This is a genomic window from Phyllobacterium sp. LjRoot231 (assembly GCF_964253365.1).
In the GTDB taxonomy this organism is placed as follows: domain Bacteria; phylum Pseudomonadota; class Alphaproteobacteria; order Rhizobiales; family Rhizobiaceae; genus Phyllobacterium.
In genome coordinates this window covers 415,574-437,349 of the sequence record NZ_CAXUQT020000004.1, presented here as the reverse complement: position 1 = coordinate 437,349, position 21,776 = coordinate 415,574, and the positions used below count along the sequence as shown (strand labels likewise).

Below are 21,776 nucleotides of genomic sequence, written 5' to 3'. Positions count from 1 at the left end.
ATGATGCCAATTTGATCCTCGAGAACGAGCTGATCGATGTGGTCATCGATGCGACCGGGGTGCCGGCCGTCGGTGCCGAGATCGGCTTGAGGGCCATGGAACACGGCAAGCACCTCGTCATGATGAATGTCGAGGCGGACGTGACCATCGGCGCCTATCTGAAGAGCGAGGCCGACCGGCTCGGCGTCACCTATTCGCTGGGGGCGGGCGATGAACCCTCGTCCTGCATGGAACTGATCGAGTTCGTCTCGGCCATGGGCCATCCGATCGTTGCCGCCGGCAAGGGCAAGAACAACCCGCTCAACATCGATGCCATTCCCGATGATTACGAGGAAGAGGCCAAACGCCGCCACATGAATGTGCGCATGCTGGTCGAGTTCGTCGACGGCTCGAAGACCATGGTGGAGATGGCGGCGATCGCCAATGCCACCGGCCTCGTCCCCGACAAGCCCGGCATGCATGGCCCGGCGGCAACGCTCGACCAATTGTCCAAGGTGCTTGTGCCGGAAAAGGACGGCGGCGTGCTCTCAAGGGTCGGTGTCGTCGACTATTCGATCGGCAAGGGCGTGGCACCGGGGGTCTTCGTCGTCGCCGACATGTCGCATCCGCGCATTTCGGAACGCATGGAAGATTTGAAGATGGGCAAGGGTCCGTATTTCACCTTCCACCGCCCCTATCATCTGACCTCGCTGGAGGTGCCGCTGACCTGTGCCCGCGTAGTGCTCTACGGCAAGGCCGACATGGTGCCGCTTTCCAAGCCAGTGGCGGAAGTCTGTGCGGTGGCCAAGAAGGATTTGCAGCCGGGCGACAAGCTCGATGCCATCGGCGAATATTGCTACCGCGCCTGGATCATGACGGCGGCGGAAGCGCGCTCCGCCGGTGCCATCCCCTGCGGCCTGTTGCAGGGCGGCAGCGTCACCCAACCGATCAAAAAGGGCGAACTCATCACCAGCGCCAATGCCGCCCCCGTTCCCGGTTCCAAGATCGTCGAACTCCGCGCCCGCCAGGACAAGCTGGTTTATGGATGAGGATCAGCTTCGATAGATTACTCAGCCGTTCGGGGCTTAAGCTCGAACGGTTTTTTTATTTCGCTTTCGTAACGAGTTGCCTATTTTGTTATGGAAACAAGCACTTAGATAAAGCGTACTTTTTTGCAAAGACGCAAATTTATCTGTGCAAAACTACCTTCTCCTTGAAAAAGACCGGTTCGCCAACAATATTAATAAATGGTTAACGACTGAGTCTTTGATGCTAGGAGCATGTAGTGCCAGCCTATCAAGTCAAGTTCGCTTATCTGACAAAGTATAGACAGACACGCCACCTGTTTCACCAGCTTGTCATTGCCGAGGACGAGGCGAGTGCGCTTGCCCAAGGCCGGCTGATGATGAGCAGGCGGTCGCCCAATGCGCGTATCGTGCATGAATCCTGCGTGCTGCGTCCGGACAGTTCCGAAGTCGAAAGTGCTACGGCTCAAGGCTGGATACTCAGCGACAATTGGTGGTCGCGGCCGATCAAGCCGGATGACGATCTTGCGACCATCGCCAAGCACGGCTTTGCGCACAGCAACCACATCCACGCAAAATCCGCGATGGACTGTGTCGCGATTGACAAACGTGCTGCCTAGAGCCTTTCGTGGAAGGCTCTAAAGATCTGTTCTTACGTTCCACAATTCCGGAAACAGCACCACTTCGAGCATCTTGCGCAAATAATTGACGCCGGATGTTCCGCCGGTGCCGGTCTTGAAGCCGATAATGCGCTCGACAGTCGTCACGTGGTTGAAGCGCCAGCGCCGGAAATAATCCTCGAAGTCCACCAGCTTTTCCGCCAGTTCATAGAGTGCCCAGTGGGCTTCCGGATCGCGGTAGATCACCAGCCACGCGTCGCGCACGCTGTTGTTCGGCTGGTAGGGCAGCGACCAGTCGCGCTCCAGCACCGGCTGGTCGATAGTAAAGCCCTTGCGCGCCAAAAGCCGGATCGACTGGTCGTAAATACTTGGTGCCTGCAGGAATTTGTCTAGCCAGGCATGAATATCCGGCTTGTGTTCGTGCGGGCGCGTCATCGCCGCATTCTTGTTGCCGGCGAGGAATTCGATCGCCCGGTACTGGAACGACTGGAACCCTGAAGACATGCCGAGCGCTTCGCGGAACGTCGTGTATTCGCTCGGCGTCATTGTCCGAAGCACATCCCAGGCCGAGTTCAACTGGTCGAGAATGCGCGAAACCCGCGCCAGCATCTTGAAGGATGGCGCGAGGTCGTCTCTGGCGATGTGCTCGCAAACCGAAGTCAGCTCGTGGATGACCAGCCGCATCCAGATTTCGGACGCCTGATGCTGCACGATGAACAGCATCTCGTCATGGGCATTGGAAAGCGGCGTTTGCGCGGTGAGAATCCTGTCGAGGCGCAGATAATCGCCATAGGACATATGCCCGTCAAACGACATTTGCGCGCCTTCATTTTCGGGATCGTAGGGTGTTCGGGTCACGTGACGGCTCCCCTGACTTGATATTCGGGGGCATCCCACGCGCGCGTTTCAAGGATTTCCTTCAGAACCGCTGCCGCCTGCCCCACTTCGGCGAAACTCAGGTAAAGCGGCGTCATGCCAAAGCGAATGATATCCGGCGCACGGAAATCGCCGATGACGCCACGCGCAATCAACGCCTGCATGATGGCATAGCCATTGTCGCAAGAGTAGGAGACCTGGCTGCCGCGCAGGCCGGGATCGCGCGGCGTCACCAGCGTCAACCCAAGATCTTCGGCAAATTTGTCGATTTCCTGAATGAAGAAATCGCAAAGCGCGACGGATTTCGTCCGCACGGCCTCCATGTCGACGTCATCCCACAGCGACATTGCTTCGTCCATGGCGACCATCGCGAGGACCGGCGGCGTCCCGCACAAATACTGTTCGATGCCGCCGGAAGGCGCATAGGCAGAATCGAAATCAAACGGTGCGCGATGGCCGAACCAGCCCGAAAGCGGCTGGCGGAACCCGCCGTGATGGCGTGGATTGACGTAAAGAAAGGCGGGAGCCCCTGGCCCTCCATTCAGATATTTGTAGCCGCAGCCAATAGCGAAATCGGCACCCGCTCCAGTCAGGTCAACCGGCATTGCACCTGCCGTGTGGGCCAGGTCCCAGATGACGAGGATACCCATGTCATGCGCCGCCCGCGTCAGCGCCGCCATGTCGTGGCGATAGCCATTGCGGTAGTTGACGTGGGTCAGCATCAGCACAGCCACGTCGTCATCCAGCATTCCCGGGATGTCTTTCGGGGCATCTGCAAGAATCAGCCGATGGCCCTTGCCGATCTGTTTGGCCACGCCTTCCGCAATATAAAGATCCGTCGGGAAGTTATCCCGTTCGGAAATAATCTTGCTACGCCCGGGATTGAGATCGAGCGCAGCAGACAACACTTTGAACAGGTTGATCGAGGTGCTGTCCGCCGCAACGACTGTTCCGTCCTGAGCGCCGATCAGCCGGGCGATTTTCTTGCCGACGCGTTGGGGCAAGTGCACCCAATCGGCCGTGTTCCAGCTGCGGATCAGCTGCTCACCCCATTCCTCGCAGATCGTCTTCGCCACCCGCTGCCTGACGGTTTTCGGCAAGGCGCCAAGCGAATTGCCGTCGAGGTAGATGACGCCTTCCGGTAGTTCGAACCTGTCGCGGTATGCGCGCAGCGGATCGGACAAGTCGGCATGGGTCGGGTCGATCTTGATAGGAGTGCTGTCCATTTGTTCTTTCTTGATGCAGTCGCGCCAATTCACGGCTTTTCGCAAGTCCCTTAACGGCTACAATTTACTTTGGTATGAACTTGTCAATATAACCAGACCCTGCTCGATAGTGGGGCACACAAAAAGGGAGAACAACAAAATGATCGGCGCAAAATATGTAGTGCGGACAGCGCTGGCTGCAGCACTCGGTATGGGGCTTGGGCTTGGAACCGCCTCGGCTGAAACCAAAATCGGCATTGCACAATTCGGCAAGCATCCGCAACTCGATGAAACCGTCACCGCGTTCAAGGCCGAGCTTGCCAAGCTTGGTGTTGCGGATGCTGTCTATGACGAGCTCCAGGTCAATTTCGATGCAACGCTGATCCCGCAAATGGTGACCAAGCTCGTTTCCAGCAATCCGAAGCTTATCCTCGCCATCACGACGCCGGTAGCGCAGGGCGCACGGCAGATCGTCGGTAATTCCGGCACGCCGGTGGTCTTCGCCGCCGTCACCGATCCGGTTGCCGCCAAGCTCACCCCATCCTGGGAAGCAGGTGATACAGGCATGACCGGCGCTTCCGATCTGCAGGACGTCAGCTCGGTGGTCAAGTTCGTCAAGAAGCTGCTGCCGGACGCAAAGCGCCTCGCCTATCTCTATAATCCCGGCGAAGACAATGACGTTGCCGTGCTGAAACTGATCAAGGAAGCCACCAAAACCGAAGGCATGGAACTGGTTGAAGTCGGTATCGACAACACCAACGACATTCCGATCCGTGTCAGCTCACTGGCCGGCAAGGCGGATGTGATCTATGTTCCGGGTTCGAATCTGGTTCAGCCTGCGGTTCCGGCTGTGGCTGCCGCCGCGCTCAACATCAATATCCCGATCGTCAATGCATCGGCACAGGCGGTACGCGACGGTCTCGTCGCCGCTGCCTTCGAGGTCTCCTACACCAAGGTCGGCCAGAATGCGGCCAAGCTCGCATCGGAGATTATCGCCGGCAAGTCGCCGGCAAGCCTTGCACCGATCAAGCCAACCTATGAAGACCACACGGCGCTGATCAACGAGGCTGTTCTGGCGAAAACCGGTCAAAAAGTGCCGGATAGCCTCAAAGATTGTGAATGCTTCGTGAAATAGGCCTTCTCCTTTAGCCTGCAAACATATAGTTCCTGCGCCAGCTAGCGCGGGAACTCTGTTACGGCAGCTATGCTCTGGTTTGAGGGCTTAAACATGACAACCGATATGCTGTCCGTGACGGGCGGCACCAAGATTTTCTATCGCGGCACCCTTGACGAGCGCCGGGCGCTCGATGGCCTCGATATCGCGCTGAAGCCTGCAGATTTTTGTGTCGTCATCGGCAGCAACGGTGCCGGCAAGTCGAGCTTTCTCAACGCTGTCTCCGGCAAGCTGCCGTTAGACTCCGGCCGCATTTCCATCGATGGTCAGGATGTCACCAGGCTGAACGCCCACCGCCGCGCCCAGTTCATTGCCCGCGTGTTCCAGGATCCGATGATTGGCACCGCGCCGACCATGACCATCGGCGAGAACATGCTGCTGGCGGAATTGCGGGGCAAGCCGCGCGGCTTTTCCTATGGGCTTACCGCCGCACGCCGGGCCAAATACAGTGAACAGCTGGCGGAACTCAATCTCGGCCTGGAGAAACGTCTCGACATGCCGGTCGGACTTCTTTCTGGCGGACAGCGTCAATCCCTGTCGTTGGTCATGGCGGTATCGACCCAGCCAAAACTTCTGCTGCTCGACGAGCACACGGCGGCACTCGACCCGCGCACGGCAAAACTGGTCATGGATACGACGGTGCGAGCAGTTGAAGAGTTGCAACTGACGACGCTGATGGTCACGCACAACATGGAGCATGCGATCAAATACGGCAACAGGATCATCATGATGGATGCGGGCAAGGTTCTTGTCGAGATCGGCCAGGAGGAAAAAAACGGCATTACCGTTTCTGATCTCATTGACCGGTTCCACACGAAATCCGACGCCATTGCATTGCAGGGGAGTTGAGACTGTGGACGTTTTCAATAGTTTCTACGGCCTGATCCCCGTCACCATCGCCCAAAGCCTGATCGTCTCCTTCGTGGTGCTCGGCGTCATGCTGCCTTTCCGCATCCTGAACTTTCCCGATCTGACGTCGGAAGGTGCGTTTCCGCTCGGTGGCTGCGTCTGCGGTACGCTGATTACCGCCGGCGTCAATCCGTTCCTCGCGTGTCTCGTCGCGTCGCTTTGCGGTTTTGCTGCCGGCTGTACGACCGCGTTCATTCATCTGCGTTTCAAGATCAACACGCTGCTTGCCGGTATCCTCGTCATGACGATGCTCTACAGCATCAATCTGCGCATCATGGGCCGCACGAATATCCCGCTTTTCACCTATGACACCGTCTTCACCATACTCGCCGGTGCGTCGGCCAATTTCCCTTCAGTCAAGATTCTCATTGTCGGGCTTCTGATCGCTCTGGTGGTAGGTGCGATGCTGTATTTCTTCATGTCGGAAAAAGGCACGTCGATGCGTGCCGTCGGCGCGAGCCCGGATATGGCCGAAGCGCAGGGCATCAATGTCGGCACGGCGACCATTGTCGGCGTGGGCGTTGCCAGCGCGCTTTCGGCGACCGGTGGTAGTATCATGGTGCAGACGCAGGGCTTCGCCGACGTCAATATGGGCTTCGGCATATTGATCAACGGTCTTGCGGCTCTGATCATCGGCGAGGCCATTACCGGCCGCCAGACCATTCTGCGGCAGGTGCTGGCCCCGGTTGTCGGCTCGCTGGTCTATTATCAGCTGATTTCGTTCTGTCTGACGCTCGGTCTCGCGCCCGCGGATCTGAAATTTGCCACCGGTGCTTTCGTGCTATTGATGCTGGCGTTGCCGAACTTGCGCAAGTCCGGCGGCGGTGCGCAAATACGGGAAAAGGTTCGGGAATAAGAAAGCAATCGGGGGGAGAACATGGGCAGCACCGAAGCGATCGACTGGGACGACGCCTATTCCAATTTTGCCTATATCCCGGATGGCTTCGAGTATCCGGCGAAATGGCTTGCTCATGCCGCGCAATTCCGTGAAGAAATGGATGAGAAAGGCTTGTTGCAAGCCGACCTCAGCTATGGTCCGCATTCGCGCAACCGGCTCGACCTGTTCATGCCCTGGGGCGACCTGAACGGCCTCGCCGTCTTCGTGCATGGCGGGTACTGGATGGAGGATTTCGACAAGTCGGCGTGGTCTCATCTGGCGAAAGGCGCTCTCACCCATGGGTTCGCCGTTGCCGTGCCTTCCTATACGCTGTGCCCGGAGGTTCGGGTCAGCGATATCACCGTACAGGTCGGGCTCGCCATCACCCGCGCGGCGAATGAGGTTCCAGGTCCAATCCACCTGACCGGACATTCCGCAGGCGGGCACCTCGTTGCCCGCATGGTGACGGTGACGTCACCGCTGAGCCAGGCGATCCGGCATCGCGTCCGCAAGACGGTGCCGATTTCGGCGATTGCCGATATGCGTCCCCTGATGAAGACGGAAATGAACGCGACACTGCATCTCGATGCGGTGGAGGCGCGGCTGGAGAGCCCCGCCCTGCTCGAGCCGCAGGAAGGTATCGACGTCACCGCATGGGTGGGGGCTGCTGAACGGCCCGAATTCGTGCGGCAGAATGCTCTGCTTGCCAATATCTGGTCGGGGTTTGACTGCCGGGTCGACTCGGTCGAGGAAGAAGGCAAGCACCACGCCAATGTCATCGAAGGATTGATCGACCCTGATCATCCGTTGACGCGCACGTTGTTGCGTCTCTAGTGCATAACCCCAAAATCTTTGATTTTGAAAGGATTATGCGTCACCAGGAATCAAAAAGCTGTCAGAGTTGGGATATCACTCCGACAGCTTTCTTGAGTACCGATTTATTAGTGAGTTGGTTCAGGCGCTGAGGCGCTTGGAATCTTCAAGAATCATTGCGTTGCTCGGGAGGCCAAGCGCATGAGCAATGCGTTCCAGTTTGTGCGGGTCCGAATTCTGGCCGCTTTCGATCGTTTCGATTTCGAGGGATGTCAGACCGCACGCAACGGCCAGATCCTCGATGGAATATCCGAATTGTTCGCGAAATGCCCTGACAATATTTGTACCATTGGCAAGCGCCGTGGAAACTGTTTCTGGCAATGAATAGTCGCCGGCGGTTTTGTTCATCGCTTTGCTCCTAACGTGAAAGGTTTAGTTAACAAATCGGAAGGCAGAACTTATACGTCCGCAGCCCCGGATCAACCCCTTTATGTGACTTCACATAAAACGTGATCAGGAATCGGGGCAGGAGCTTGCCTTATTGTGGCACCAGATTTCCGTAAGATGTCAAAGATGCCGATCGTTAACGCGACCAATTTCTGAAGATTATCAGTGGATTATTACGCCGCTATGTCACTCGTAACTGGCTATATATAGGAGCGACATGAAGAAAATGAACCCTCTTCATCGAAAATATTCCACAGCCCTGTTTCTGGTGCTTGTAACATTCGCTCCTGTGCTATCCGGCTGCGCCCGTGTCTATTATGGCAGCTTCCGGTATGATGCAACCTGCGTCGACCATGATCCCCGTTACCCCGAAAGTAGCCCGGTTTGTGTGGTTAAGAGGACGAGGTAAGGATTTCTCGATTTCGATCGCGTAAGAATATTTGTGAATTTTGCTTATGCCTGATATCCTTCATCACAACAGGAGAAATCAGCATGGCGACCATGACGGTATCATTGCCCGACCAGATGAAAGACTGGATAGAGACACAAATCCGCAAGGGCGAATATGCCAGCACCAGTGACTATGTGCGCGATCTGGTGCGCCGGGATCGTGCCCGGCGGGGAAAGGAATTTACTCTGGATGAACTGCGTCAACTTGTAGTCGATTCAAAGGCTAGCGGCGTTGGAACGCGGAGTATGGATGACATTTTTGCTCAGGCGGAACAGATTGCCAGCGCCCGTGGCTTAGGACGTGAATAAATATCGGCTGACGGAGCGAGCCGAGACGGATATTCTCGAAATATTCCTTGATAGCATCGAAATGTTTGGGGTGATCCAGGCTCGGCGATATAAAGACGAGCTGATATATTGCTTCGAATTATTGGCTGACATCCCGCATATGGGACGACTGGCCGAAATGTTGGGGGTTGGTGTGAGGCGGCACGAGCACAAGAGTCATGTCATCCTGTACGAACAGGAAGCAGATGGCATCTTGGTTTTGGCCCTTGTTCCCGGTCGGAGCGTTCGTCGATTGAAATTATAGGGCGTCATCCGCAAAAGAATGACGCCCAATCCATCAAACCGCGATGTCGAAGGCCGCCTGGGTCTTGGCCTTGATTTCCTCGACCGTCACGCCCGGTGCAATTTCGATCAAGGTCATTTTAGGCTCGCCGCGTCGCTCGACCGTGAAGACGCCGAGATCGGTTATCACCAGGTCGGTGACGCGCTGACCGGTCAGTGGCAACGTGCACTGCTCCAGCAGCTTCGCCTCGCCCTTCGCCTCATGCTCCATCACCACGACGACTTTCTTGACGCCGGCGACGAGGTCCATCGCGCCGCCCATGCCCTTGACCATCTTGCCCGGCACCATCCAGTTAGCGAGATCGCCATTACGCGCAACCTGCATCGCGCCGAGGATTGAAAGGTCGATATGACCGCCCCGGATCATGCCGAAACTGTCGGCGCCGTTGAAATAGCTGGTCGTCGGCAGCTGCGTAATCGTTTGCTTGCCGGCGTTGATCAAGTCGGCGTCTTCCTCGCCCTCATAGGGGAAAGGCCCCATACCTAGCATGCCGTTCTCGCTCTGCAGCTGAACGCTCATTCCAGTCGGGATATAGTTGGCGACGAGCGTCGGAATACCGATGCCAAGATTGACGTAGAAACCGTCTTCAAGTTCCTGTGCGGCCCGTTCGGCCATCTGATCGCGTGTCCAGGCCATCTCAGTTCACCTCATTTGCAGCGACGAGACGCGGGCGGGTCGTCCGTTGTTCGATGTGTTTGACCGGGTTGGGCACATGCACGATGCGCTTGACGAAAATACCGGGCGTATGGACATGGTCTCCGTCGATCTTGCCGGCATCAACGAGATGTTCGACTTCGGCGATGGTGAACCGGGATGCTGTCGCCATGATCGGATTGAAGTTCCGCGCCGTCTTGCGATAGACGAGGTTGCCTTCCGTGTCGCCCTTGAAGGCATGGACGATGGAAAGGTCAGCAAACAGACCTCGTTCCATCACGTAGGATTCACCGTCGAATTCGCGCACGTCCTTGCCCTCGGCGATGATGGTGCCGACGCCCGTTTTGGTGAAGAAGGCCGGAATACCTGCGCCGCCGGCGCGAATGCGTTCAGCAAGCGTTCCCTGCGGGTTGAATTCCAGTTCGAGTTCGCCCGACAGATATTGCTGGGCAAACAGTTTGTTCTCGCCGACATAGGATGAAATCATCTTGCGGATCTGCTTGGTCTCAAGCAGCACGCCAAGTCCGATGCCGTCGACGCCGGCATTGTTTGAGATCACGGTGAGGTCTTTGACGCCGGAATCGCGGATCGCATAGATCAGCGCTTCCGGGATACCGCAAAGGCCGAAGCCGCCGGCCATGATGGTCATGCCGTCAAACAGCACACCGTCCAGCGCATCGCTGACGTTTGATTGAACTTTTTTCAAGAACAGTCTCCCATTTCTCTATCCTCTGCGTTGAACGGTATGGCTTGTCCCGGCGCCGCAGATAGTCGTATTAATACTGCATGACAGCACCGGAGTTATCCAGTTCCGACATCTTGAATTCCGGAAGCGCAAAACACTTCCGGCTGACGGACCTGCCGGTGCCGATGGTCTATGCCACGCACCGTATCATACGCGATTGCAATTTCGAATTCGCCGAGACTTTCGGCTATGAACGTCACGAACTGATCGACCAGAGTTTCAGCCGGCTTTATCCGAAAATCAGGGATTTCGTCCGAACCGGCGAAATGTGGCGCACGAACTTTGCCGGCGGCAAAGTATACCACGACGAGCGTGTCATGCGCCGTCGCGACGGAGCCAGCTTCTGGTGCCGCGTGCGCGGGCGCAGCCGCAATCTGGCGGATCCCTTCGCCGAAGCGCTTTATTGTTTCGAGCCAATGAACCGTGCTGTCGCCGGCAACGCCAGCCTCATTTCCGACCGGCAGAAACAGGTGCTGACGCTGGTATCTCAAGGCAAGACCAATGCGCAGATAGCGCAAGAGATCGGTCTGTCAAAGCGTACTATAGAAGCGCATCGCGCCCGCATCATGCGTGCCTACTCCTTGCGCAACAGTGCCGAGCTCATCGCCTGGTTTTCTTCGCTGCGGTAGCGGCCAGTGGATGAGCGGTCTCAGACATTGTCGAGATCGAGATGGTAGCGGGCGTGTCTTCGCTCTCCAATCCTGGTCAGCCCTCCTTTAGAAACCAGATCTGCCAAATCTCTCGTCGCCGTTGCGCGTGACGTTCCGGTGATGCTGATGTAGTTTTCGGCGCTGAGACCACCCTTGAAACCGTCTATCCCTGCGCGAAACATACGGCTGATGACTTTTTCCTGCCGCGCGTTGAGTTGCCCGCGGAGCCGGTCATAGTATTTGGCTTTGACGATGTAGAATTCCACCCGCTTCAACGTAGTGCGCTGTGCTTCGAGTACAGTCTCGGCAAAGTAGGTCAGCCATTCGGTGAACTCGTTGGCTTTGTTGCTGTGTTCGAGCATGTCATAATAGGCTTTGCGTGAACGCTGAATGGTATAGGCCAAAGCGATGAGGCTCGGCTGGCCGAGGTTTTGGGCGAGAGATTTTTCCGAGATTGCCCGCCCGATGCGGCCATTGCCGTCCTCAAAAGGGTGAATGCTGACGAAGTATAGATGCGCCAGCCCGGCCCGGGTCAACGCAGGCAGAGGGCTCCTCCCCTCTGCCGCCGTCGCGTTGAACCAGCCTGCAAACGCGTTCATCTCTTGCGGGACACGGATGGAGGGCGGAGCCTCGAAATGGATTGTCGGCTTGTCGGCACGGCCTGACACGACCCGCATCGGCTCCTGATGGGTGCGATAGCCGCCAATCACCTGGATAGCGTCGCTTCCGCCAGCCATCAGCATCCTGTGCCAGTTGAACAATGTATCGTGTTGAAGGGGATCGGCGAATGTCCGGTACAAATCGACCATCATCTCCGTGATGCCGCGCTCTGCGGCGGGAACGCGCTGATTGTCTGTGGCCAGACCGAATTGTTGCCTCAGTGACGTTTGAAGGCTGTCGCGGTTGAGGAATTCTCCCTCGATCTCCGAGGTTTTCAATGCTTCATCGCTGATCAGTTCGATCCGCAGCATGTCCCGGTCGTCGGCATTCACATGGCGAAATGCGCCGAAGAATTCGCCGGAATGCAACAGGAACTGGCGCTCCAGCGGCTCAAGCGCAGTCGCGTCATAGGTGAAATTCGGCCAGTCGGCCTGCTGCCAGTTCCAGGTCATGAGGTATAGATTGCCTTTCTATAACTCACAATGGCGTAAATTATGAGCTATAGCAAGTCCTTCTATGCCTCACACCGTCTTGAGTATTGCCGAAAAGCGTGGATCGAAAGCCCGCGCGATAGGCTCGGCTGCGGCGCCGAGTGCGGCCGACCACGGGTCGGCAAGCCCCGCTTGCAGTCGTGCCTCGGGGTAGCGCCGGGAGCGTTCGGCAATCGATGGCAGCAGCGGCTCGATCTTCTCGACAAGGCGATCGATAAGCACTCGGGGCGCACCGCCGCAGAGGATAATCGTCTGCGGATCGAAAATCGATTCCAGCATTTGCACGGTCCGGCGCAGGCGCTCGGCAACATTGTCCATCCACTGCTCCAGCTTTGGACCGCCGCGCAGCACGGCATCGGTCACCATGGCGAAAAGCTCAGGCTCCGATGGATCGAGATCGAGCAGATTGCACAGCGACGCCATGGAGGCGTAGTGCTCCAGCGGTTCGACATCTGGACCATCGCCGGGTGCCAGAGCGAGCATCATGCCGATCTCGCCCGCGTTGGAATGTGCGCCACCGTAGAGTTCACCATTGAGGATCAACCCGGTACCAAGACCATAGCCGAAATAGATGCAGATCACGTGGTCAAGCCCGTGCGCCGCGCCAAGCAGGCGTTCGGCAGTTGCGGCGGCGGAGGCATCGTTCTGCAGCGCCACCTCGAGGCCTGTCCCATCGGCAATCCTGTCAACCAGCGGGAAGTTCTGCCACGCGGTCATCATCCACGGATCGTCGTACAGCGTATTGATACCGAAAGGTCCTGGCATGGCGATGCCAAGACCAACCAACCGCTTATTCGCCTCGGGAGTCTGCTCCAGAAGCACCTTGCGCGCCTTGGCGACGAGATCGAGAATCACCACCACGCCTTCCGCCGGACCGCCAGCCGGTAGCTTGGCTTCCATCTGGACCAGGACATCGCCGACGAGGTTGACGATGACCGTGCGCGTTACATGGCGATCGATCTGCAGGCCGATAGCAAAGGCGCCATCCGGTACGAGCTGATATGGCGTAGCGGGCTGTCCCCTGCCCTTGCGCACACTTGCCTGTGAACGCACCAGGCCGTCGCGTGCCAGTTCTTCGATGATGTTGGAAACGGCCTGCGGGGTCAGTCCTGTGGCGCGCGCAAGGTCGGCCCGCGACAGCGCACCGTTGACACGCAGCGCATCGATCATGATGCGCCGGTTATGCGCACTGGCACCGCCGAGATTGGTTCCGCTCTTTGCCCGTATCGATCGTATGCCGTCCATCCGTGATCCCTCTTGACACCAGAAGAATATTCATCAACTAATAAGTCAAGCGAATTGATTTAATAAAAATCGATCAGGGGAATGTGAGCACTGACTGGACGCAAATGCGCCACGAAAGGCTCTCGATAGCAACGACCAGGCGTCTGTCAATGACGGCCAGCGCTGCCAAACAGGAGGTAACCATGTTTAAATCCGTGCAGACCGCGCTTTTGGGCGCCACACTTCTGGGAGCGGCGCTGTCTTCGCCTGCCCATGCAGAAACCAAGATCAATGCGTTGTTCATGGCGCAGGCGGCCTATAGCGAGGCCGATGTTCGCGCCATGACGGAAGCCTTCACCAAGGCAAATCCAGACGTGACGGTTAATCTCGAATTCGTTCCTTATGAGGGCTTGCACGACAAGACCGTCCTCGCCCAAGGATCCGGCGGCGGCTATGATGTCGTTCTCTTCGATGTGATCTGGCCCGCCGAATATGCAACCAACAAGGTACTGACCGATGTAACCGACAAGATCACGCCCGAAATGAAATCGGGCGTGCTTCCAGGCGCATGGACTACGGTTGAATATGACAGCAAGCGCTATGGCATGCCTTGGATTCTCGACACGAAATATCTGTTCTACAACAAGGAAATCCTGGAAAAGGCCGGTATCAAGAACCCGCCGAAGACCTGGGCCGAGCTCACCGAACAAGCCAAGACCATCAAGGACAAGGGCTTGCTGGCAACGCCGATCGCCTGGAGCTGGTCGCAGGCTGAAGCTGCGATCTGCGATTACACCACGCTGGTCAGCGCCTACGGCGGCAGCTTCCTCAAGGACGGCAAGCCGGTATTCCAGACGGGCGGTGGTCTCGACGCGCTCAACTATATGGTCGACAGCTATAAATCCGGTCTCACAAATCCGAACTCCAAGGAATTCCTCGAGGAGGATGTCCGCCGCGTGTTCCAGAATGGCGAAGCAGCTTTCGCGCTCAATTGGACCTACATGTACAACATGGCCAATGACCCGAAGGACAGCAAGGTTGCGGGTAAAGTCGGCGTTGTCCCTGCCCCGGGTGTTGAAGGCAAGAGCACAGTCTCTGCTGTCAACGGTTCCATGGGCCTCGGCATCACCTCGACCAGCAAGCATCCGGATGAGGCGTGGAAATACATTGCCTTCATGACCTCGCAGGCAACGCAGAACCAGTATGCCAAGCTGAGCCTGCCAATTTGGGCTTCTTCCTATGATGATCCCGCCGTCTCCAAGAATCAGGAAGAACTGATTGCGGCGGCCAAGGTAAGTCTTGCTGCGATGTACCCGCGTCCGACGACACCGAAATATCAGGAATTGTCTACAGGACTACAGCAGGCGATTCAGGAAGCTCTTCTGGGGCGGGCCGCTCCCGAAGATGCATTGAAAACTGCCGTCGAGAACAGCGGCCTCTGATAGTATTATGAAGGCGGCAGGCAGTCCTTCCGCCTTCATTTTTCCCAATGATTGATATTGTGGCAGGCTTCATTTCATGACGAGCACCTGGATTACCACCCGCGCATGGCTGTTGATGCTGCCGCTTCTGATCGTCATGGTTGCGATTATCGGTTGGCCTCTTGTCGATACGGTGCGCCTTTCCTTCACCGATGCCAAGCTCGTCGGGACTGAAGGCAGTTTCGTCGGGCTCGAAAATTATGTGAAGATCCTTTCCGGTTCGAATTTCCAGCGCACGCTGATCACTACTTTCTGGTTTGCCGTCCTGTCCGTATCGGCGGAAATGGTCATCGGTGTTCTCGCCGCGCTGCTTCTTAACCAGCAGTTTTACGGCCGCTCTATCCTGCGCGCCCTGATGATCCTGCCCTGGGCGCTGCCGACAGTGGTCAATGCCACGCTATGGCGGCTGATCTATAATCCCGAATATGGCGCGCTGAACGCGATGCTGATGCAGTTCGGCCTTATCGACGCCTATCGCTCCTGGCTGGGCGAACCCGGCACTGCCCTTGCCTCGCTTATCGTCGCCGATTGCTGGAAGAATTTTCCGCTGGTGGCATTGATCGCTCTCGCCGCCCTGCAGGCCGTCCCGCGCGATATCACCGCAGCTTCGATGGTGGATGGCGCCGGTGCCTGGTCGCGCTTCCGCTTCGTCATCATGCCTTATCTTGCCGGGCCGCTGATGGTGGCGCTCGTCCTGCGCACCATCGAGGCGTTCAAGGTTTTCGACATCATCTGGGTCATGACGCGCGGCGGACCGGCCAACAGCACGCGGACGCTGTCGATCCTCGTTTACCAGGAAGCCTTCTCCTTCCAGCGAGCGGGATCGGGCGCATCACTGGCGCTGATCGTCACCTTGCTGGTGACGGTACTTGCAGTCGCTTACGCCGCCTTGATCCGTAAAAGCGCAGGAGCGTCGTAATGGAACGCCGAAGCCCTACAGCATCGATCTTCATTCACCTCGCAGCGCTTCTGCTCTTGGTTGTGATCCTCGCGCCAGTCGTGTGGCTCTTCGTCATGAGCATTTCCTCGACACCGGATCTTATCGCCAAGCCCCTGCACTGGTGGCCGGACACCGTCGATTTATCGCGCTATGGCATCCTGCTCTCATCGGCGGTCAACAGCGCCGGACAGGCTTTCGTTGCCTCGCTATTCAACAGTATCAGAGTTGCCGGGATGGCGACCATTGCGGCGCTTATCGTCGCGATACCATCCGCGTGGGCCGTGTCGCGTACGCCATCGGTCGGCTGGTCACTTTATGCAGTCATCGCGACCTACATGTTGCCACCGGTAGCATTGGCCGTACCTCTCTATATGGCACTCTCGTGGATCGGCCTCCTTAACAATGTCTTCGGACTGGCTCTGGTTTACCTGACGATCCTTGCACCATTCACCACATGGCTGCTGAAATCGGGCTTCGATTCGATCCCGCGCGAGATTGAAAGCGCCGCAACCATGGATGGCGCCCGGCTCGATCAGATCCTGCGGTTGATCACCTTGCCGCTCGCAGCGCCGGTCATGGCAACGGCGGCGCTGTTTGCCTTCCTGCTTGCCTGGGACGAATTCTTCTATGCCCTGCTGTTCACCTCCGATCAGCGAGCCAAAACCTTGACCGTAGCGATCGCCGATCTCGCCGGCGGACGCGTCTCGGACTACGGACTGATTGCTACAGCGGGCGTGCTTGCCGCCCTCCCCCCGCTACTTATCGGTCTCTTCATGCAGCGTGCCCTGATCTCGGGCCTGACAAGCGGCGGCGTAAAAGGATGAGCATGTCTTCGGAACCGAACAAACCCACTGGTCTTATCGCCATCGAAAGAGAAATGGCGCGGCAGAATGCCGATGCGTTTGCCTCCTTCGAGGCAGCTGCTCCGCTTGCCAGGACTATCGCCCAGTCCCTGCGCAAGACCGGGCGACTGCTGCTGCTCGGCATGGGTGGTTCGCATGCTGTCGGCCGCGCCGTAGAGCCGCTCTATCGCAGCCGTGGAATCGATGCAGTCGCCCTGCCTTTGTCTGAACAGCTTGGTCAGCCGATATCGTTATCCGGCAAAACAATTTTGGTGACCTCGCAATCGGGCGAAAGCGCTGAAGTCCTGCGCTGGTTTGCCGAGGCCGCCAGCGTGCCGGCCGATACGTTCGGGCTGACGCTGGAAGGCGGATCGACCCTCGCCCGCACCGTGCCCTCGCTGATCGGTGCTGGCGGAACGGAAAACGCATTCGCGGCAACGCGCAGCCTGACGGTCAGTTTTGCCCTGCATCTGGCTGTTCTCAGCGCCCTTGGCGAGGATCCGGCTGGAGCACTCGCGATATTGAACTCAGAACCCAAGCCAGAGGTCGATGCTGCCGTCGCCGCATTGTCGGGCGTATCCGCTGTCGTCACCTCCGGTCGCCTTATGCAAGGCGTTGCCGAGGCGATCGCGCTCGGCCTCACCGAACTTTCGCGCATCCCGTGCTTCTCGCTGGAAGGCGGACAATTGCGTCATGGACCCATGGAAATGCTCGGACCCAAGGTTGGTGTCGTCCTGTTCCGTGCCAAGGATGCAACCTCCGAACTGGTCGCCCGTATGGCGGTCTCGGCGCTGGAAGCCGGATCGCCGGTTGTCGTGTTCGATGCATCGGGTGAAGCGCCTATCGAAGGAACTGTGACAATTGCCGCGGGCGAAGCGAGCGGCATCGCCGCGGTCTTCGCGCTTCTTCCTGCCGCCCAACACTTCATGCTCGGCTTCGCCGGCGCGCGCGTTGCCGATCTCGGCACGCCTGTGCGCTCGACCAAGATCACGCGGGACGAGTGATGCGCCCCCTCGCCGTCATAGGAAATGTCAATGTCGATCTGATCCTCGGTCCGGCCGATCCATGGCCGACGCCGGGTACGGAGATCATGGTCGACTACGACGAATTGCGTGTAGGCGGTTCGGCTGGCAATGCAGCGCTGACCTGGGAAGGTCTTGGCCTCGATTTCCAGATCGCCGCCAATGTCGGTAACGACCAGTTCGGCGAATGGCTGCGGCAGGGGTTCGGCAAGCATTCGGCCCGCTGGCCGGTCGAACCCATGGGCACCACCCTTTCCGTCGGCATTACACACCCGAACGGCGAGCGTACGTTCTTCACCACCCGAGGACATATCGGAGCATTGTCCTGGCCCGAGGTCATTGCCATGCTCGACACCGAGCGGCTGAAGGGCGGCACCGCTATCCTTTGCGGCTCCTTCCTGACCGACGCTCTGGTTGCACAGTATGACGAGTTGTTCGATTGGGCCGATGCCAATGATATCCGCATTGCGCTCGATACAGGCTGGCCAATCGATGGCTGGACCGAAGCCAATCGTGAAAAGACCAGGCGTTGGTTGGCACGCTGCCACATTGCCCTGTTCAACGAGGTCGAGACGACTCGCCTTGCCAACAGTGTCGAGCCTGCGGAAGCTGCACACAAGCTCAAGGCCCTGATGCCAAGCCATGCCATCGTTGTCGTCAAGCGCGGCCCTGATGGAGCTCTGGCAGTCGGTTCCGATGACAGGCTTGTGTCGGTCAACGCCCCCCTCGTCCCGGTTGCCGATACGATTGGCGCCGGTGATGTGTTCAACGCTGCCTTCCTCGCCGCGCTGGCAAACGATCAGACGCTCGGGAAAAGCCTTGAGGCTGGCGTTCGCGTTGCGTCCAAAGCCATCTCCACCATTCCGCGCCGCTACGATGGCGAGGATCCGCAAACACCACCGGAGGAAGCTCTATGAGTGCCCTTGAGCTTATCAATGTCCGCAAGCGTTATGGCGCCGTCGAAACGCTGAAGGGCATTGATCTGTCGCTCGCCAGCGGCGAATTCCTCGTCCTGCTCGGCCCCTCCGGCTGCGGCAAGTCCACGCTTCTTAATATCATCGCGGGTCTCGCCGAAGCGACCGAGGGTGACGTGCGCATTGGCGATCGCTCGGTGACCGGCGTTCATCCCAAGAACCGCGACATCGCCATGGTGTTCCAGTCCTATGCGCTTTATCCGAACATGTCGGTTGCCCGCAACATCGGCTTTGGCCTTGAGATGCGCAATGTTCCTGCGGCCGAGCGCACCGAGGCCGTGCAAAAGGCGGCCAAGATCCTGCAGATCGAAAATCTTCTCGGCCGCAAGCCGTCCGAGCTTTCGGGCGGACAACGGCAGCGTGTCGCTATCGGCCGGGCACTGGTGCGCGATCCGCAAATCTTTCTGTTCGACGAGCCTTTGTCCAATCTCGATGCGAAACTGCGTATGGAAATGCGCACTGAGCTGAAGCGCCTGCATCAGATGCTCGGTACCACGATCGTCTATGTGACACATGACCAGATCGAGGCGATGACGCTCGCAACGCGCATCGCTGTCATGCGCGATGGTCAGATCGAGCAGCTTGCCACTCCGGATGAGATCTACAATCGCCCGGCCACACGCTATGTTGCCAGTTTTGTCGGTTCGCCGCCGATGAACATGCTGGATGCTACGGTCGCCGACGGCATCGCTCACATCGATGGCTCGCTCAGCGGCATCCCCCTCCCCCGCGAATTACTGGAGAGTGCAGGAAAAGCCCGTGACGTCATCATCGGCATTCGCCCCGAGAGCTTGACGCTGGCCGTGGAAGCGGAAACAGGGATTGGCATCGAGGCAAAAGTCGAAGTGGTTGAGCTGACCGGCCCGGAGCTGGTCGTCACCTCGACGATCGGCAGTCAGCGCCTGACAGCAAGCTTGCCACCAAGATCGCAGGTAGCGGTCGGCACGTCGCAGCGCTTCAATATCGATGCAAGTGCATTGCATATCTTCGACAAGGCGACCGGCAAGAGAATTTGATCGTGCTCTATACGCTTGGGCGGGTCACCACATAGGTCGCGCAGGCGATGAAGAACAGTGCAACGATACCGCCAAGCAATGGCGTGGGTCGGGCGAAGGTGTAGAAAGTGCCAAAGCCCAGGGCCATGCCGCCGCAGGCAATCCATTTCACGCGTTTCGGCACGGCTCCATGCTGGCGCCACTGTATCAGTGTCGGCCCGAAGACCGGATGTTCGAGCAGCCATTTTTCGAAACGCGGCGACGACCGGCTGAAGCACCAGGCGGCGATGATGAGAAAGATCGTCGTCGGCATGACGGGCAAAAGCGCGCCGATAAACCCGAGCGCCACCATCACCCATCCCAGCACGAAATAAATTGTCCGCTTGGTGCCGTTCATCCCGTCCGTCCCCTCATGGCCATGGGGAACGGTTTATATGGCCGGACGCAGAATGTCAGCCGTTGCATTCAAAGACCTAAATGACCTTTCAGGCCGGGCACCGAATCCAGAAGCTGATCGACAAGTTTTGGATCGGCGTATTCCTTGGCATGGGCCAGCACCGCAGCTCCGGCTTCACGGATTTGTTCAACGGTCAGCCCGCTCTCCTTGAGTGCGGCCACACCGTTGACGAGCGCACCAACCTTTTCACCCGCCGCGCCACCAAGCATGCTGGTCACGCTCGACAGGAAGCCACCCGACTGGGCCCCGCTTGCCATGACATCGAAGTTTTGGGCGAGTTCGGTAGCGCCAGGGATTTTTGCGAACAGCGTTGCTGCTTGTTCGGGAGCCTCATGCTGGAGCACGGAGAGCACCGTGCCTGCGGCCTTCTCCGCCACTTGCGGGTCGAGGTTGGCTTGCGTGGCGATTGAATCGACGAGATCCTGAATAGGCATGGCTTTTCTCCTGGTGTGTGGCTACGGCACGGTTTTGGATGGGATTAATGACGTTCCGATGACGGCAGGCGTTCCACAAAAACGCCCGGACTGGATGCCCGGGCGCTTCAATTGCATCTTCTAACTTGTCAACCAGAGATTATTCGGACTTGAGGCGCGTGTTGCAGGCGCTCCAGTATTGCGGCCATGTCTTGCCACCGGTCTTGTTGCTTGCCTTGGCCTTTTGCCACTGCTCGCCGCACTCGCTGATGCGGGCGCGGAATGCAACCTGGGCTGGTGACAGTGGCTTACCGTCAGCGGAAGTCGCGGCCGAAGCGGTCTGTGTCTTCGTTGTCGTCATCTTGCTGGCGGTGGTCTTTGTCGCTGCCGGTGCTGGCTCGTCCGGGACCGTTGCATCCGAATCATCTGACTTCAGACTGTCGCTGCAGGCGGAGAGGAACTGCGGCCATTTCTGGCCATTGAGCGTGCCTGCCGTTTTGGCCGCCTGATACTGGGTGCTGCATTCCTTGGTGACGGCTTTTGCGGACATACCGCTGCTGGTGGTTGCTGCTGCCGTATCGGTCTTCGCCGGCTTTTTTGCAGTATCCTTTGCCGTCTTCTTGGCAGGCGGCGTTGCCGCTGGAGCAGCTGCCGCTGCGCCATCGTCGGTTTTGAGCTTCGCGCTGCATTCCGAAAGGAATTGTGGCCATTTCTGACCATTGAGGGTGCCAGCTTCCTTGGCCGCGTTATATTGGGTGCTACATTGTTTTGTTACGGACTGCGCAGCAGTAGCTGCGGCCGATGCCGGGAGCGTCAGTAATGCCAGGCCTGCGCCGGCAATTACCGCCGCGGCGAGTGTGTTGAAACGAAACTGGTTCATCATGATCTTCCTTGCGATAGTGTTCGCGTTTCCCCCGGGGACGCACCATGCGTTCCGGTTAGCAATGCCGCGATGGCTTCCGTCCCTTTGGATAAAATGTCGAATTGAGGCATTTCTCCGAAGCCATCGCCCCGAAGTTGCACTGAGATTGTGGCTGAAAATGTTTTGAATTCAGGAATTCAGCAGGTGAATGACGCATCAGGTTTAACCAGTGTCAGCGATCGATTGCATTGCCGGGTCAGAATGCCGCGTTCATCTTTTGATTGCAAGCACGGATATAACGCTACCGTAGGTGTTAACTCTGTCCTCGCTATCGAACCGGACTCCCACTTGGCCGAAATG

25 protein-coding genes are annotated in these 21,776 nt (G+C 57.9%); 15 read left to right on the top strand and 10 right to left on the bottom strand.

Annotated elements, in window-relative coordinates; all coding sequences use genetic code 11:
* Together ACSQ3H_RS30825 and ACSQ3H_RS30820 are read left to right on the top strand one after the other, a co-directional pair.
* Nucleotides 1-1,028, top strand: a 1,028-nt coding sequence (locus ACSQ3H_RS30825) for an NAD(P)H-dependent oxidoreductase (RefSeq protein ID WP_436120807.1), incomplete at its 5' end; no start/stop codon positions are given.
* A 236-nt stretch (nt 1,029-1,264) separates the two neighbouring features.
* Nucleotides 1,265-1,624 carry a hypothetical protein gene (locus ACSQ3H_RS30820; protein WP_436120806.1) on the top strand — a complete coding sequence of 120 codons (360 nt, stop codon included), beginning with the start codon at nt 1,265-1,267 and terminating at the stop codon, nt 1,622-1,624.
* 18 nt (nt 1,625-1,642) lie between these two features.
* Here ACSQ3H_RS30820 and kynA read toward each other — a convergent pair whose 3' ends face one another.
* Together kynA and kynU are read right to left on the bottom strand one after the other, a co-directional pair.
* Nucleotides 1,643-2,482 (bottom strand): tryptophan 2,3-dioxygenase, encoded by an 840-nt coding sequence (kynA, locus tag ACSQ3H_RS30815; RefSeq protein WP_436120805.1) that lies wholly within the window; start codon nt 2,480-2,482, stop codon nt 1,643-1,645.
* Nucleotides 2,479-3,726 (bottom strand): kynureninase, encoded by a 1,248-nt coding sequence (kynU, locus tag ACSQ3H_RS30810; protein ID WP_436120804.1) that lies wholly within the window; start codon nt 3,724-3,726, stop codon nt 2,479-2,481. The genes kynA and kynU overlap by 4 nt, the downstream gene beginning before the upstream one ends.
* A 139-nt stretch (nt 3,727-3,865) precedes the next feature.
* On the opposite strand from kynU, the gene ACSQ3H_RS30805 reads away from it, so the two are divergent.
* The 4 genes from ACSQ3H_RS30805 (at nt 3,866) to ACSQ3H_RS30790 (ending at nt 7,499) form a co-directional block, all read left to right on the top strand.
* A complete protein-coding gene (locus tag ACSQ3H_RS30805) occupies nt 3,866-4,840 on the top strand; it encodes an ABC transporter substrate-binding protein (RefSeq protein ID WP_436120803.1) in 975 nt (324 codons plus the stop codon).
* A 105-nt stretch (nt 4,841-4,945) separates the two neighbouring features.
* Complete coding sequence (locus ACSQ3H_RS30800) at nt 4,946-5,728, top strand: ABC transporter ATP-binding protein (protein ID WP_436120837.1); 783 nt, start codon at nt 4,946-4,948, stop codon at nt 5,726-5,728.
* A gap of 4 nt (nt 5,729-5,732) precedes the next feature.
* Complete coding sequence (locus ACSQ3H_RS30795) at nt 5,733-6,644, top strand: ABC transporter permease (protein WP_436120802.1); 912 nt, start codon at nt 5,733-5,735, stop codon at nt 6,642-6,644.
* Between the two features lie 21 nt (nt 6,645-6,665).
* A complete protein-coding gene (locus ACSQ3H_RS30790; RefSeq protein ID WP_436120801.1) occupies nt 6,666-7,499 on the top strand; it encodes an alpha/beta hydrolase in 834 nt (277 codons plus the stop codon).
* Nucleotides 7,500-7,619: 120 nt separating this feature from the next.
* On the opposite strand, the gene ACSQ3H_RS30785 is transcribed toward ACSQ3H_RS30790, so the two are convergent.
* Nucleotides 7,620-7,886: a helix-turn-helix domain-containing protein gene (locus ACSQ3H_RS30785; protein ID WP_436120800.1), complete on the bottom strand. Its 267-nt coding sequence runs from the start codon at nt 7,884-7,886 to the stop codon at nt 7,620-7,622.
* 531 nt (nt 7,887-8,417) lie between these two features.
* Here ACSQ3H_RS30785 and ACSQ3H_RS30780 point away from each other — a divergent pair.
* Together ACSQ3H_RS30780 and ACSQ3H_RS30775 are read left to right on the top strand one after the other, a co-directional pair.
* Nucleotides 8,418-8,684, top strand: coding sequence for a type II toxin-antitoxin system ParD family antitoxin (locus ACSQ3H_RS30780; RefSeq protein ID WP_436120799.1), 267 nt, complete (start codon nt 8,418-8,420; stop codon nt 8,682-8,684).
* The gene (locus ACSQ3H_RS30775) at nt 8,677-8,967 is read left to right on the top strand and encodes a type II toxin-antitoxin system RelE/ParE family toxin (RefSeq protein ID WP_436120798.1); all 291 of its coding nucleotides are present in this window, start codon (nt 8,677-8,679) and stop codon (nt 8,965-8,967) included. The genes ACSQ3H_RS30780 and ACSQ3H_RS30775 overlap by 8 nt, the downstream gene beginning before the upstream one ends.
* A 33-nt stretch (nt 8,968-9,000) precedes the next feature.
* On the opposite strand, the gene ACSQ3H_RS30770 is transcribed toward ACSQ3H_RS30775, so the two are convergent.
* Together ACSQ3H_RS30770 and ACSQ3H_RS30765 are read right to left on the bottom strand one after the other, a co-directional pair.
* Nucleotides 9,001-9,642: a 3-oxoacid CoA-transferase subunit B gene (locus ACSQ3H_RS30770; RefSeq protein ID WP_436120797.1), complete on the bottom strand. Its 642-nt coding sequence runs from the start codon at nt 9,640-9,642 to the stop codon at nt 9,001-9,003.
* A gap of 1 nt (nt 9,643) precedes the next feature.
* A complete protein-coding gene (locus ACSQ3H_RS30765; protein ID WP_436120796.1) occupies nt 9,644-10,366 on the bottom strand; it encodes a CoA transferase subunit A in 723 nt (240 codons plus the stop codon).
* A gap of 80 nt (nt 10,367-10,446) precedes the next feature.
* Here ACSQ3H_RS30765 and ACSQ3H_RS30760 point away from each other — a divergent pair, with 80 nt between their 5' ends.
* Entirely contained in the window at nt 10,447-11,034 is a 588-nt protein-coding gene (locus ACSQ3H_RS30760) for a LuxR C-terminal-related transcriptional regulator (RefSeq protein WP_436120795.1), read from the top strand.
* A gap of 20 nt (nt 11,035-11,054) precedes the next feature.
* Here ACSQ3H_RS30760 and ACSQ3H_RS30755 read toward each other — a convergent pair whose 3' ends face one another.
* A complete protein-coding gene (locus ACSQ3H_RS30755; protein ID WP_436120794.1) occupies nt 11,055-12,167 on the bottom strand; it encodes a Fic family protein in 1,113 nt (370 codons plus the stop codon).
* A 69-nt stretch (nt 12,168-12,236) separates the two neighbouring features.
* Nucleotides 12,237-13,451, bottom strand: coding sequence for an ROK family protein (locus ACSQ3H_RS30750; RefSeq protein ID WP_436120793.1), 1,215 nt, complete (start codon nt 13,449-13,451; stop codon nt 12,237-12,239).
* 182 nt (nt 13,452-13,633) lie between these two features.
* On the opposite strand from ACSQ3H_RS30750, the gene ACSQ3H_RS30745 reads away from it, so the two are divergent.
* The 6 genes from ACSQ3H_RS30745 (at nt 13,634) to ACSQ3H_RS30720 (ending at nt 19,705) form a co-directional block, all read left to right on the top strand.
* Nucleotides 13,634-14,872, top strand: coding sequence for an extracellular solute-binding protein (locus ACSQ3H_RS30745; RefSeq protein ID WP_436120792.1), 1,239 nt, complete (start codon nt 13,634-13,636; stop codon nt 14,870-14,872).
* Nucleotides 14,873-14,948: 76 nt separating this feature from the next.
* Nucleotides 14,949-15,830 carry a carbohydrate ABC transporter permease gene (locus ACSQ3H_RS30740; RefSeq protein WP_436120791.1) on the top strand — a complete coding sequence of 294 codons (882 nt, stop codon included), beginning with the start codon at nt 14,949-14,951 and terminating at the stop codon, nt 15,828-15,830.
* Nucleotides 15,830-16,675, top strand: coding sequence for a carbohydrate ABC transporter permease (locus ACSQ3H_RS30735; protein WP_436120790.1), 846 nt, complete (start codon nt 15,830-15,832; stop codon nt 16,673-16,675). The genes ACSQ3H_RS30740 and ACSQ3H_RS30735 overlap by 1 nt, the downstream gene beginning before the upstream one ends.
* Nucleotides 16,676-16,677: 2 nt before the next feature.
* The gene (locus tag ACSQ3H_RS30730) at nt 16,678-17,697 is read left to right on the top strand and encodes an SIS domain-containing protein (RefSeq protein WP_436120789.1); all 1,020 of its coding nucleotides are present in this window, start codon (nt 16,678-16,680) and stop codon (nt 17,695-17,697) included.
* Complete coding sequence (locus ACSQ3H_RS30725) at nt 17,697-18,632, top strand: carbohydrate kinase family protein (RefSeq protein ID WP_436120788.1); 936 nt, start codon at nt 17,697-17,699, stop codon at nt 18,630-18,632. The genes ACSQ3H_RS30730 and ACSQ3H_RS30725 overlap by 1 nt, the downstream gene beginning before the upstream one ends.
* On the top strand, nt 18,629-19,705 hold the full coding sequence (locus tag ACSQ3H_RS30720) for an ABC transporter ATP-binding protein (RefSeq protein WP_436120787.1): 1,077 nt from the start codon (nt 18,629-18,631) through the stop codon (nt 19,703-19,705). The genes ACSQ3H_RS30725 and ACSQ3H_RS30720 overlap by 4 nt, the downstream gene beginning before the upstream one ends.
* A gap of 7 nt (nt 19,706-19,712) precedes the next feature.
* Here ACSQ3H_RS30720 and ACSQ3H_RS30715 read toward each other — a convergent pair whose 3' ends face one another.
* From ACSQ3H_RS30715 to ACSQ3H_RS30705, 3 genes are all read right to left on the bottom strand, one after another.
* Nucleotides 19,713-20,081, bottom strand: a complete 369-nt coding sequence (locus ACSQ3H_RS30715; protein ID WP_436120786.1) for a YbaN family protein — start codon at nt 20,079-20,081, stop codon at nt 19,713-19,715.
* Between the two features lie 68 nt (nt 20,082-20,149).
* The gene (locus tag ACSQ3H_RS30710) at nt 20,150-20,575 is read right to left on the bottom strand and encodes a hypothetical protein (RefSeq protein ID WP_436120785.1); all 426 of its coding nucleotides are present in this window, start codon (nt 20,573-20,575) and stop codon (nt 20,150-20,152) included.
* Between the two features lie 139 nt (nt 20,576-20,714).
* Nucleotides 20,715-21,437 carry a hypothetical protein gene (locus ACSQ3H_RS30705; protein ID WP_436120784.1) on the bottom strand — a complete coding sequence of 241 codons (723 nt, stop codon included), beginning with the start codon at nt 21,435-21,437 and terminating at the stop codon, nt 20,715-20,717.
* Nucleotides 21,438-21,776: the final 339 nt, after the last annotated feature.